The 12748-nt window shown below is 51.2% G+C and carries 12 protein-coding genes; 4 read left to right on the top strand and 8 right to left on the bottom strand.

Annotated elements, in window-relative coordinates; translation table 11 throughout:
* Positions 1 to 5: 5 nt before the first annotated feature.
* The 7 genes from AB3G73_RS16035 to mobA form a co-directional block, all read right to left on the bottom strand.
* Complete coding sequence (locus tag AB3G73_RS16035; protein ID WP_009291508.1) at positions 6 to 1166, bottom strand: OmpA family protein; 1161 nt, start codon at positions 1164 to 1166, stop codon at positions 6 to 8.
* Positions 1167 to 1730: 564 nt separating this feature from the next.
* Positions 1731 to 2969: an OmpA family protein gene (locus AB3G73_RS16040; protein WP_025813753.1), complete on the bottom strand. Its 1239-nt coding sequence runs from the start codon at positions 2967 to 2969 to the stop codon at positions 1731 to 1733.
* A 22-nt stretch (positions 2970 to 2991) separates the two neighbouring features.
* Positions 2992 to 5283 (bottom strand): collagen-like protein, encoded by a 2292-nt coding sequence (locus tag AB3G73_RS16045; protein WP_367745222.1) that lies wholly within the window; start codon positions 5281 to 5283, stop codon positions 2992 to 2994.
* Positions 5284 to 5742: 459 nt separating this feature from the next.
* Positions 5743 to 6102: a hypothetical protein gene (locus tag AB3G73_RS16050; protein ID WP_014299618.1), complete on the bottom strand. Its 360-nt coding sequence runs from the start codon at positions 6100 to 6102 to the stop codon at positions 5743 to 5745.
* Positions 6103 to 6442: 340 nt separating this feature from the next.
* The gene (gene mobC / locus AB3G73_RS16055) at positions 6443 to 8449 is read right to left on the bottom strand and encodes a conjugal transfer protein MobC (protein WP_009040563.1); all 2007 of its coding nucleotides are present in this window, start codon (positions 8447 to 8449) and stop codon (positions 6443 to 6445) included.
* Positions 8450 to 8471: 22 nt separating this feature from the next.
* Positions 8472 to 9767 carry a conjugal transfer protein MobB gene (mobB, locus tag AB3G73_RS16060; protein WP_009291505.1) on the bottom strand — a complete coding sequence of 432 codons (1296 nt, stop codon included), beginning with the start codon at positions 9765 to 9767 and terminating at the stop codon, positions 8472 to 8474.
* Positions 9764 to 10192 (bottom strand): conjugal transfer protein MobA, encoded by a 429-nt coding sequence (gene mobA / locus AB3G73_RS16065; protein WP_009291504.1) that lies wholly within the window; start codon positions 10190 to 10192, stop codon positions 9764 to 9766. The genes mobB and mobA overlap by 4 nt, the downstream gene beginning before the upstream one ends.
* A 324-nt stretch (positions 10193 to 10516) precedes the next feature.
* Between mobA and AB3G73_RS16070 the strand changes: the two genes are divergently transcribed.
* Positions 10517 to 10663, top strand: a complete 147-nt coding sequence (locus AB3G73_RS16070; protein WP_155144538.1) for a hypothetical protein — start codon at positions 10517 to 10519, stop codon at positions 10661 to 10663.
* A 104-nt stretch (positions 10664 to 10767) separates the two neighbouring features.
* Here AB3G73_RS16070 and AB3G73_RS16075 read toward each other — a convergent pair whose 3' ends face one another.
* The gene (locus AB3G73_RS16075; protein ID WP_100721088.1) at positions 10768 to 10983 is read right to left on the bottom strand and encodes a hypothetical protein; all 216 of its coding nucleotides are present in this window, start codon (positions 10981 to 10983) and stop codon (positions 10768 to 10770) included.
* Here AB3G73_RS16075 and AB3G73_RS16080 point away from each other — a divergent pair.
* From AB3G73_RS16080 to AB3G73_RS16090, 3 genes are read left to right on the top strand one after another with little or no spacing between them, the layout of a single operon-like run.
* Positions 10968 to 11747, top strand: coding sequence for a ParA family protein (locus AB3G73_RS16080; protein WP_014299615.1), 780 nt, complete (start codon positions 10968 to 10970; stop codon positions 11745 to 11747). The genes AB3G73_RS16075 and AB3G73_RS16080 overlap by 16 nt on opposite strands.
* Positions 11728 to 12132 (top strand): DUF3408 domain-containing protein, encoded by a 405-nt coding sequence (locus tag AB3G73_RS16085; RefSeq protein WP_009291502.1) that lies wholly within the window; start codon positions 11728 to 11730, stop codon positions 12130 to 12132. Before AB3G73_RS16080 ends, AB3G73_RS16085 begins: the two co-directional genes overlap by 20 nt.
* Positions 12133 to 12151: 19 nt before the next feature.
* Positions 12152 to 12739 (top strand): DUF4122 family protein, encoded by a 588-nt coding sequence (locus AB3G73_RS16090; RefSeq protein ID WP_009291501.1) that lies wholly within the window; start codon positions 12152 to 12154, stop codon positions 12737 to 12739.
* The last annotated feature ends 9 nt before the right edge of the window (positions 12740 to 12748 follow it).

Genomic DNA, 12748 nt, shown 5'->3' on the forward strand with positions numbered 1-12748 from the left:
CGCATTTAACGGCTACTGGATTCCGTTCCCGCGTTGATCGTACAGATGCTTACCCGGTTCCAGTCGGGCTCCTCGAACATGTTCCCTACTCCCTGGCCCTCGGCTACAATCCGTTCTTCTGCAATTCCATACTTGCCCACCAGCATTTTTTTCACGGCCTCCGCTCTTTGTCGGGCGATCCGCTCGTTAACTTCCACGCTTCCCTCAGGAGAGGCATAACCCTTGATGAGTACACTTGCTCCCTTATGGTTCTTTAAATAAGTAGCGATACGTTCGACATTCGGGAGTTGGGAGTTGTCAACTGTCGTCCTGCCCTGGCGGAAAGTTATGACGGATTCCAGCGTCTTTTTAGTGTTGTCAATGGTGTCTTTCACAATTTTTGGTTCCTGGTTGCGGCATTTGTCCAGTGCGGCCTCCAGTTCCGTTACCTTTCGCACTGCCTCCTGCAATGCCTTGGCATCTTTACCGGCCTGTGTATGAAGTTCATTAATTTTTGCGTTCAAGACATCCACCTCCTGCTGGTCGTAAGCTCTCACTTTTGTAAAGTGGTGTTTCCCGTTACTGCATCCGAAATGATACTTCAGACCAACGGATATTTCCCATACGGCCCGTCCGGAATGGAAACGTACGGCTTCGGAACCCATAGCATTCATGTCATAGACCAGGGCAGGTTTCAGTGCCAATGTCCATGCCTTGCTCTCTCCCAGGTTGAAATTAAAGTTCAGGCCCAGTTTTGTTGACATGCTGTTCTGATCGGAACCCGTTTCCCGGTTCATATAATAATGCAACCACCCGATTCCGGCCACCGCTTCGATTTCAAAAGGTCTGGGAACCCCGGTATAGGTCCCAAGGAGATTGTTCAGGTTCACCAACCCCAACAGACTGACATTGGAGCGGTCGAAAATGGTCCTGCTTTGTGAGGTGTTAAAGCTTCCGACCGCCTCCAGACCGAAACCGAAAACCGGTGTCAATTGTTTATTCAGTTCTATCCCCGTGATCGGGCGCATGTTTCCAAAGAAAGAATGATGTGTTAACGGGGTTGTTCCTCCCGCACTGATCCCGATGGACCAGTTGTCCAGAAACTTGTTACCCTCTACTGCAGTCTGGGCATTTGTGTGATACATAAAAACACCAGACAAAAACAAACTGATAAAAATTTTCTTCATCATAAGGTTTAATTTTTAATTATTTTGCAAAAATCGAAATTTATTCAAAAACACATGTTTTCATTCCAGCTCTTTTTTTTGTCATTTTAGCTCTTTAATGCAAAGAAACTGGCTGTATGGATGACCTTCAGAAGTGATTCTTTTTCTTTTGGAAGAAGTGGCATTCAAAAGAAGAGTATTCATAAGTTTTAATATTTTGATTGTTAAACTACAAAGACACAAGTTTTTTCCATTCATGTGAATCACAAGTATTATCATGAGCGATCATTCTGCCTGCTTCCCCATGAAAAACAGTGTCGATCTGTTTATTAGCAATGCAAAAACATGGACAATTATATTTATAATTTTGCAGCAATACAATCATAGCATAAGCGGTTTTATGCTTATTAATCATTCTCGATAATCATCTAAACCTGTTGCACGTCCATCCAGTCATGTAAAGTAAAATTCCCAGGCCTGGCGGAGAAATGCCCCGTATTACTCCTCCTGACCTGGGAATAGAATGATGCGGATGAGATTCCCGCACTGTTTCAATCCATTTTCATCACTATCTGAACATTCGGGTTATTTGCTATCCAGGGCATTCCAATAATCCATGTTGGTAACCCGTTCCAGCAGGACTTTTCTGTCCCCTTCACGGATATTGTCCGCAGCAGTGGCGGAGATAATGGCCGCACGCTTACCCACGCCACGCCATTTAATCATCCGGGCGGGAACTCCACGCCCGATCAGGGCGGCATGCACCTTTTCAGCACGCCGTGCGGAAAGGGTCAAGTTATAGGAGTCGCTTCCTTTGGCGTCCGTGTAGCCCGTGATAAGGAAACGGCTGTCCGGATAGCTTTTCAGTAGCTCTGCCAGCCTGTCAAGCGTTCTTTCCGAAGTGGCTGTTATGACATCCCTGTCAAATTCAAAATGGATATTCTCCAAGAGATCACACGCCATAGTGTCAATAATGGCCGGAACCTCCACCTTTTTCTCAACCACCCGCTCGACGATTCTTTCCACGGGTTTCTCTATCTCCACATATCGTACCACCGGAGCCGCATGTTTGCTCTTTCCGCCAATACGCCAGATGACACTGGCAGAAACCTGAACGAAGTGGGGAAGCCCCTTCTGCACGGGCAGAAGGTATTCACCTTGTAACCCCAGCCCGAACGAGTTGCTTAACCAGGCTTTCACACCCGCCCCGAAAGACAGGGGAACAAACGAGTTTTTGTCGGATGAACGCCCGTCAGGATTCCAGATGTCGGAAGACTCCCAATATGCCTGTCCGGTTGGATCATCCTCAAAGTTGCCGCCATATACGGAAGCAAAGTCTTTATGCAGATAGTTCACACCTACCCTGAGATAAGGTTCAACCCATTGGGATCTGAGCAGGGGAGTAAAGCGGAATTGTAGCCCCAGTCCCCCCATGTACAGTAAATCACGTTTCCTGTCATCACCTGCGGTACGGTTGTTGTTTTTCGTCAAACCGACGCTTCCCTGCAAATCCAGGTAAAACCACCGGTTCAATTCCCGTGCGATGTACAAGTTTGCCCCTCCCATCAGATGATTCGCTTTCAGGTTATAAAAGTAGTTGTCCGGCGTACTCCGGAAACCAGTGACTGACACCCGACTCCAGTTTATCAGCGAACCGCCGAGACCGATCTCCCAGGCTTTTGATTCCTTTTCTGACAGTCCGTCATGCGTCACCTCTGCCTGGAGAGGCACACGACGGGTCGTTTTCGTGTCCTGTCCTCTCACCGCCAGAGAGACCAACAGCAAGGAGAGACACACAAAGCATATCGTTATTTTTTTCTTCATATTCAATTATCCAATAAATAAATCAATTCATCCAGTCGACAGGACAATCCTTGATTGGCAAGGGCATCCGCTTGGACCAGTCCGCAAAATCAACTAAATAGTACTTATCTTCCTCTTTTAACAGATAGTAAGCGTAACGCCCACGGTACTCGTTAGATATATTATATGTTATTTTATCAGTGCTTTCTGTCCGTCGTCTGATATCCAGACCAATCCAGTTATTGGGATAAGTGCTTGTCAGTTTAAAGCGCTTGCCTCCCGTTGACAACGGCTTGGATCCGGTATGTACAGTTCCTCCCGTTCCATTGATGAAAGTACGCATTTCTATAAATACAGCCCGATTTTCTTCCAGCTCTGATGCCGGCAACTTGCCTTCCGGATGTTTCCAAACATTGGTTCCTTCCTCTTTTGTAAATTTATATTGCCCTGTCGGGTAAGCGTATGTTTTATAAAAATCCTGTAAATTATCCGTGTCAATCTCTCCCCACATGGTGGTAATACCCTGCTTGATTTCAATAAACACACTGTTTTCTTTAAAAGATGGGGCCGGATACACTTCCGGGACATGTATCTTGTCCTGCAAATATACAGTCTGTCCATAGTCATTATAACTTCCCGTACCATCACCAAAATACAGTGCCGCATAATTGTCTGTTTGGTCCCATTCATATTTCGCCAACTTGCCGACAGTATCATTCTTCGCCACATTTGCCTTCTCCGTCTCTGTCAAAACCAACGGACGAATGATGTAGAGATATGAGTTTCCATTGCTATAGCGGACTAACTGATCTTTGTCCACATTTCCTTCGTTGACAGGCCGGTTTATATCTTTAACCCTGGCCGATTTCATACTATTATAAGGAGTAGTAATGGACGTCGGATACTTATCCCATTCTCCATCCACTTGACGCTCGAAGCTGTAATATACATTTAGTGTCCTATAAATATCTATCGACGTATTAGAATAATTAGACAGATATGCGCTTGTAATGATAGCTCTAACATTGATCCTATTCGGCACCAACGTGTTGCCCGCACTCGTTTCCTGCGTTCCATCAACCGTTACAGTCACACTTCCTTTCCTTTCTGATAAACCCTTATTGTCTGGCAATTTATCCCATGTGACCTTGAACTGCCCTTCCTCGTTTGTGATAAATGCATCCGTAGAAGATACACCGGGTAAGTCGCTCACCTTTACTCCGGCTGTGACCTTTTTGCCGGTCTTGTCATACACGGTAAATAGAACCGAACCGTCCGAAGGTACAACATACTCTTTCAGGGAAGAGTTCCAGTATTCAGGAATAACATTGTATTTTCCAACTTCTATCTCGATAACAGAGGATTTTCCGGTCAGGAAATCCCAGAAATCAGTCTGCTTGTTCCGGTCCGCCGGCCATTTTTGGTCAGGATTATGCGGGTTGTCCACATCACCGGACGAGATATACTCTTTCCAAAGCTCGTAGGCACTTTTACCGTTGGCTCCGTTAGCTCCATCCTTTCCGTCCTTTCCATCTTTGCCATCCTTACCGAAAGCGGGCTTGCCTGTATCCGTTCCATTTATATACCAGTTGCCGTTATCGCCAATGGCAACCTCGGGAGATTTCCCGTCCTGCCCAACGGCCTTTTTCCCGGTATCCGTTCCGTCCACAAACCAGTTGCCGTTATCGCCGATGGTGACCGTAGGAGGCACGGCATCCTTTCCGTCCTTTCCATCTTTGCCATCCTTACCGAAAGCAGGCTTGCCTGTATCCGTTCCGTTAATATACCAGTTGCCGTTATCGCCAATGGTGACTGTCGGCGGTATAGCATCACGACCATTCGTTCCGTCTTTACCGTCTTTACCATCCTGACCGTCACGCCCACGTGCGCCGATACCGGTATCCTCTTTCCCAATGAACCAGTTGCCGTTATCACCTATATGCGGTGTCTGTCCGTCCTCTCCGCTGGCTCCGGTCAGGAAACGCCAGAAATCCTGTACCGTGTTGTTTTCGGAGGGCCATTTCTCGCCGGGATTATGCGGGTCGTCCACGCTACCGCTGGCAATCATGTCTTTCCACTGCTCGAAAGCACTCTGACCATCCTTCCCGTCTTTGCCATCTTTTCCCTTGAGAAACTTGAAGAAGTCAGCGACTTCTGTCTGATCCTTCGGCCAGTTGACGGTTCCATCCGCAACTTTTTCCTTCCAAAACTCGTAGGCTGAAAGCCCCGTATCACCTTTGGGCCCCTTGGGCATGGTGATATCCACGTCTGTACAGGATGTCATGAATGACACTATGACCATGCCGCACAGAACTGATGATTTGAATAAATTCATGTAATTGTTTAATTTTAAATATATAAAATGAGGAATAAATCAATATAATCAATACCTAAAATAATTCCTTGATTTACGGAAAAACGAGCAGTAAAAATTAACCATACTTGTTATAGTTATTAATATTAATAATATATTTTTTGCAAAATAAGATGAATGTTTTGATTTTTAACTTATCAATTTAGCTCTATTTTTTAACAATTTGTTCAGTAATCATGATTTTATTAATAAATAAACCGTATTTTTGGCCTATATCAATATTTATATTTGAATATGTACATTAAAATTCCTGCATAATCAGATGCAACCGACTATAACAAGAAATACCATACGGTTGTTATGGTCACTTTGATCATCTAACAATTTCGTCTTCAGACAATCCGTTCTTGTAATCAATAACTTGAAGCGTTTAAAAATCAGGAAGTACGGTATATTTTGGACCTTTTTCTTTCTTGTATGTTATTTCCCCACTCCCGGCTGTTGTCTTTTAGCACGCAGCATTTCTGCCACTTTCTTTTCCGTCCAACGCTCGAAGTCCTCCACCTCTTTCCTGATCTTCCATATTAGCTTCCTGTCCCTGTTCCACTCGAAGCAGTTCTCCAGCCTGTCAAGTGTCTTGGCGTCCGCATTTCCCGACATCAGAACGTAGCGGTATTTGAGCCGCCAGCCCCTTTTAAGCTGCCATGCGTTATGCACCAGCGAAAAAAGAAACAATTCCACGATGGTGACTTGAACAAGATACGACCTGGAATATGTCACGTTGAAACTATGGCTGTGGTTTACTTTCAACCCTTCCAACCGGTCTATCTGTCGGCTCAACTGTTGCAGGTACTCGTCCGTTGCTGCACCCTTGTTCTTTCATCCGTCATCCTGAACAGGACTTTGTTCGCCTGGAGTGTTTTATGCATTTCCAGCACGTCCTGACCGCCTGCGGTGTCTTTCCTAGACAGATGCAGACAGCCTGCCACATTATATCAAGTTGCTCCTTGGTCAGTTATCCTTTTCCCTGCTATTTTCCATGGCTGCGTAATTTTCGGTTTGCGCTCTTGGCGAAAAATTGCTTAAATTCGCTATTATTCAACAATTTGCGCTGTTCAACCAACTTGGTAAAACTATATAAAAACAACTGTTTTACTACTAAGGTAGAAATTTACGCTTATTATCCGTTTTTGATCAGGTGTGAGAGTTTCGGATCCGCCTTGATGCGCTCGATCTCGTCAGCGACAATCTGCTTAACCTCGCTCTTGATGCGGTAGTAGTTGGCATCAATCTGCTGCTGCATGGTGTCGTTGCCATCCTTGTCGGTGAAGTCGATGATCTGCGGTATCTTCACGTAGCGGGCGGTCTCCCGCCTGACCTTCTCGTTATCCACTACAATCTCGGCATGGAAAATCTTCTGCTCGATGCGCTCGTCGAAGTTGTCGGCTACCGCCCCCACGAACATGCCCTGCGTGAGGTTGGAAATCTTGCTTGCCGGAATAAGGCTGTCCATCTGGGTGTTGATGGAGACGGAAGTCTCGTTCCGGTTGATGGTCATGTTCTGCCGTTTCTGCAGGACCTTTCCGAAGCGTTCGGAGAGCGTCTTGGCGGTTTCCGCAACTACCTGACCTGCAAATACATTGCCGACCGTGTTACAGATTACGGCGCTTTCCTTGTCACCGTAGTCACGCTTCAACTGAGAGAAATCCTGAAAGCCGAGCATGACGGCTACCTTGTTGCTTCGAGCGGTGGCAATGAGGTTATCCAGCCCACGTATGTAAATGGTGGGCAGCTCGTCGATAATCACGGAGGATTTGAGACGTTTCTTCTTATTGATGAGCTTGACAATGCGGGAGTTGTACAATCCCAAAGCCGCCCCGTAGATGCCCTGACGGTCGGGATTGTTGCCGACTACCAGCACTTTCGGCTCTTCGGGATTGTTGATGTCGAGGGTGAAATCGTCCGCCGTCATCACCCAGTAGAGAGCCGGGGAGATCATGCGGGAAAGCGGTATCTTGGCACTGGCAATCTGCCCCTGCAACTGCTCCACCGCCGAGCTTTCCCATGCGTCCATGAAGGGAGAAAGGTAGTTCTCAAGCTCCGGGTACGAGGTCAGGATGGGGAAAATGTCGGCATACTTGCGGTTCAGGAACTCGATGGCATGGGGGAAGGTGCAATACTTGCCGTTCTTGTAGATTTTGAGATACCATATAATACTGGCTAACAGAATGATAGGCGATTCCACGAAGAAATCGCCCTGCTTGGAAATCCATGTGCGGTTCAAATTTAACATTATCGTGTAGGCACTCTCGTAGGCATCGCTGATGTCGGTCATGAAGTCGGGATGGATGGGGTTGCAGCGGTGGCTTTCCCTCGGATTGTCGAAGTTTATCACGTAGAACTTGGGCTTGACCTTGTAGCCGTCCAAGTGGGCGAGTAGGTGGTTGTAGGCTATCTCGGCGAGGTCGGGGTACTTGAAATCATACAGGAAGAGCGAATAGCCCTTCTCGATGATCTGTTTGATGTACTGGTTGATTATCGCATAGGACTTGCCCGAACCGGGCGTACCCAAGACCATCGTCGCACGGAAGGGATTGACAAGGTTAATCCATCCGTCATACGCCCTTCCCCTGAACCGGAAGCGGGTGCGGAGATTGACAGAATACTCGTTCTCCTTCAGTTTGGTTTCCTGCATGAAGGATTCGTTCTCGACGTTGAACACGTCTTCGAGCAGGTCGGTCTTCAGCAGGCGTGACATCCACAGCCCTGCCATGAGCAGGCAGATATACCCGACGGTAAGGGTGGCGATATACAGCACGGTGTCTGCCGGAAGCGACAGAGGAAGGGCGAGCAGCCACCAGTTGCCGAAAAAGAGCAGCAAGCCGGACACGCCGCAAAGGATGATCCTGCGCCACGTGATTTTCTGCTCCTTCACGCCCTTTGTGCCGAGGCAGCTAAGGGCGAGGAACAGCACGGCGAAGAGCTTCGTCCAGAGGATATTGGAGAACAGCCCGGCGGTACGCTGGAAGCCGAGCAATATCCTATCGACCACGCCGATGTCGATGCCCCATTCCCGGACGGACTGGTAACAGAACCAATAAATATTGATGACTACAAATAAAATGCTTATCGCACGCATGAACTCCATGACTTTGGCGAGTCCACGCAAATCGTCTTCGTTTTGCATAATTCGTTGAATTTTAAGTTGATTATTGTTGCCTGCCGTACTTGCGCCTCTTTTTCTTTTTGCGCTGCGGCGGTACGGGCTGGTCACCGGACGCTCCGCCGGGTACGAGGGCAAAGAGGTTGAAGGAGGCCGCCACGTTTTGGGTAGTGCCGTCCTTGTGGTCAGGACGATAGCCGGTATGTCCGTCCCATTGGGATGCGCCCGTATGCTCCTGCTGCCGGGTGGGATGTTCCACTCCGGCGGAGGGTTGCGGCAGGTGAATGCCTTCCTGCCCGGCGAAAAGGTCGTTGAACACGCCTGCGGAAAACTCCTTGCCCAGACGGGAGCCGTTGAAGACGGCTTTGGCGGCATGGTCGATGAAGGTCGCCCCATAGATGCGCCCGGCTTCATTCTGACGGAATACCACGCCGATTCCCTGCCGCATGAGTTCCCGCTCGAACTGCGCCCGGTCATGCCCTGCGGTCTGCATGGCGGCTGCAACCTTTCCGGCGGTGGCGGCGGCGACCTCCTTGTGGGTCTTTTCCCATGCGGCAGCGTTGTGCATCCGCCTTTCGAGGGCAGCGATGCCCGCCTCCTTGCCGAACACGGAGGACTTGAAGGGCTTGCCGACCTTGTTGCCCTCCCTGTCAGTTGCCGAATAGGTCAAGCCGTGATACTCCCGCCCGCCGTATTCCCCCTTTACCTCGTCCACCGTGATGCCGTAAAGGGAAAGCACGGCACGGTATTCGCCCAATGTACGGAAACGCCACTCCCGGGCGAGCGGGCGGATGACTCCTGCCAACTGTCCCTTGAGATTGCCGTCCCCGTAACCGACGGGCGACAAGGGTAGTCCCTCCTTCCACTGCTTGGGCGTAGCCGGGACAAGACCGAACTGCCGTTCCAGCTCCCGGCAGACCTTCATCGAACTCCCGTGTTCGTAGCTGTCGGAAATCGCCCGCCCGGTTTCGTCCACCCGGACGGAAACGATGTGCAGGTGCTCCCGCCCGATGTCGTTGTGGCGATAGACGATATAGGGCTGGTCGCCGAAGCCCATGCGCCGCATATACTCCTCCGCCAAGCTGACAAACCGCTCTTCACTCAAGCAATCCTTCGGGTCGGGATTGAGGGAGATGTGCAGGACGGGCTTCTCGGTCTTGCGGTTGGCTGTGAGGTAGTCACCGAACGAGCGGGAAAGATGCCCTATCGTGTAGGGGTTATCGCCCTGCGGCTCGATAATCCGGCTGGTGAAAAGCACGTCGGCGTGCCGTTCGTCCACCTTCAACTGGTTGTAGGCAAGCACCCCGTACAGGCTGCTGCCGTGCGAGATCTTGGCTATCATCGGACGGGGTATTTGCTCTGGAACTCCTCCACCAGTGCGGAAATCCGCTTGCTTAACTCGACCAGTTCGAGGGTGTGCCGCTCCAGCTTGTAGAGGAAAGCGAGGGCTTTCTTCTCCGAGAAATTGGATTTGAGCGCACGCACGCATTGGTTGTAGTTCGTGCCTATGGCACGGAACTGCGAGTGGAAAGTGGTCAGGCGCATGTAGAAATCCTGCGTCCCCTTATCCAGTTTAATAACCTTAATCTCCTTGCCGAAAAGTGCGGAAACGATAAACTCCGCCTTGGTCGCCTTGCCCGACTCGTCGAAAAGCGCGAGGAAACGGGCGTTGTCCCCGTCATCCAGACGGAATACGTAGCGGTGGCGCATCTTGTCGGGCTTGGGTTTTCGCCCGTGGTTGCCCGCATACTTCTTCTGATTGTCCATCATCCTGTAAAATTTTAAGTGAAACATGGTCTGAAAACGCCGTATGCCTACGGCTCTCCCCCGTGAGCATCCCCCGACTCCGGAGGGGAATGCCACATCGAGGGGGCAAGGTGGTGGTGAGGCACGAAATTCATTTCGAGTGCCGCAGCACACAACTTGCCATTTTCGTTTGAAAATAAAATCCGTCCTGCCGGACAGATTGAGGATGCCCTTGCCTGCTGCGGAGTGCCGGGGCACTCCCTCGGGCGGTTGCCGCTCTTTTTCATTCTTACTCTATTTTGGTTTCCGCCTGCAAAGTAACAGCCCTTTTCCCGTCCGGACACCATGCCCGGATGCGACAAACCTACGGGTGGAAAGACAATGCACGACACACTGATAATCAAACGGATAAACTACCGGTATTTTGATATTCCTTTGCGCCGTGGAAGCGGTGAAACGACTGTCCGGATAGACAAGGAAACAACCGGATAGCCGACCGGACGGACAGCCGAACGGCTGACGGTCTTGCTGGACAAAAGGACGGACAACCGGATAACCAGCCGGACGATTGGCTAAACAACCAAACGGCTAAATAACTAAACGGCTAAACGGTCAAACGGTTGGACAGCCGGATGATTGAATGGACAGCCGGATGCCGGGCTGAATGTATGACCGGATGCCTGAACGAATGAACGGACGAATGAATGAACGGCAGAGTGGCTGAAAAGCTGACTGATTGAGTGAACAGAGAAGCGGCTGCACGGGCGGCCGGATGAATAACCAACAGAATGACGATATGGACAGACAGACATTGAACGTGGCTTTCGCCACACAGAAAGGCGGCAGCGGCAAGACGGCTATCACGGTGTTGGTGGCGGGCTACCTGCACTACCGCTTGGGGTGTCCGCTGGCGGTGATCGACTGCGACTTCCCGCAGTACAGCCTGTACGAGATGCGGGAACGGGACAGCCGGGCGGTACTGGAGAACGAATACCTGAAACGGGCGGCTTACGAACAGATGCGGCAGCCGGGGCGTGCCGCCTATCCGGTGCGCAAGTGCCGGGTGGAGCAAGCCCCCGACACGGCAAGGGAGCTGGCGGCGGAAGGCTGCTACGACCTGCTCTTCTTCGACCTGCCGGGCACGGTGAACTCGGCGGGCATCCTGCGCACGATCGCACAGATGGACTACATCTTCGCCCCGGTGAGTGCGGACAAGGCGGTATTGGAGAGCACGCTCTCCTTCCTCGACGTGCTGCAACGGATGATGCTGGGCAAAGAGACGAGCCGCCTGAAGGGGCTTTACCTTTTCTGGAACCAAGTCGATAAGCGGGAAACGAGCGGGCTGTACGAGAAGTACGGGCAGGTAGTCGCCGACATGAGGCTGCCGATGCTGCAAACCCGCATCCCCGACACGAAACGCTTCCGCAAGGAGGCGGACAGTACGGGACGGACGGTGTTCCGCTCCACGCTGCTGGCTCCCGACAGGCGGATGCTGGCAGGCAGCGGCATCCCCGAACTGACCCGTGAGATAGCAACCATCCTCAAACTGGAAGGCTATGAAGAAGCAGCGGAATGAGAAGCCCATCGACGAGGAGCTGCTGATGCGGATGATGGCGGGCGAGGCGGCGGGAACGGGAGAACCGGGAACCGGAAAGGGGGAAACTGCCGTGCCGGTGGAAAAGGCGCAGGAAGGGAAGGCGGCGGACACAAGACGGCGCAAGGGAAGGCAGGCGGACTACGAGACGACCTTCTTTAAAGGCATGGACATCCCCGCCCGTTACGGCAAGCCGGTCTATGTGCGCCGTGAGTACCACGAGCGCATCGCCAAAATTTCGGTGATGCTGACGGGCGGCAAGGTGTCGCTCTCGGCATACATCGACAACGTGCTGGCACAGCACTTCGAGCAATACCGGGAGGAGATCGAGGCGGCATACGCCGGGAAACTGGAGAACCTCTTTTAAAAAGGAAGGAGGAAACGGCATGATACTGAAATTATCGCTCACCGTCCTGCTGCTCTATTACCTCGCCGTGCTGTGGAAATACTACCGGCAGGACATCGCCGGGATATTCGGGACAGCGGAGACGGACGAAGACACGGACGGAACGGGAAAGGAACCGGGGCAACCGGGTGAGCCGTACACGGTCATGGGAGAAAGCACCTACCTGCCCTTCGGAGCGGAGGACGGGGAGGAAGCGGTAGCCGGAGCCGTGGACGAACTCGCAGCGGAGGACGACGGGGCGGACTACTCCGACATCGAGCCGGAGGAGGACGAGGAGGAAACGGACTATGAACCCACGCCGGAGGAGATCCGGGAACTGGAGGAGGAAGAGGAATTAGGGGCTTATTACCCGGACGGCAACCCTGACTTCGCCACGGGGTACTCCTTCGATGACCTGAAAAAGGTGCGCCGGGTACTGGTGTCGGACAATGCGGACGAAAAGGCGGAGCGGGAAGCCCGTGAGGTGCTGCCGTCCGTGATGGGATCGGACATCTGGGAGGCGATGCTGGACGAGTTCGAGGGCGCACGTAAGCGTGTCGCCCGGCTGATGGACAACCATAATGTTTAATTAAAATTT

The organism is Bacteroides sp. L008, from assembly GCF_040812255.1.
Classification (GTDB): domain Bacteria; phylum Bacteroidota; class Bacteroidia; order Bacteroidales; family Bacteroidaceae; genus Bacteroides; species Bacteroides vicugnae.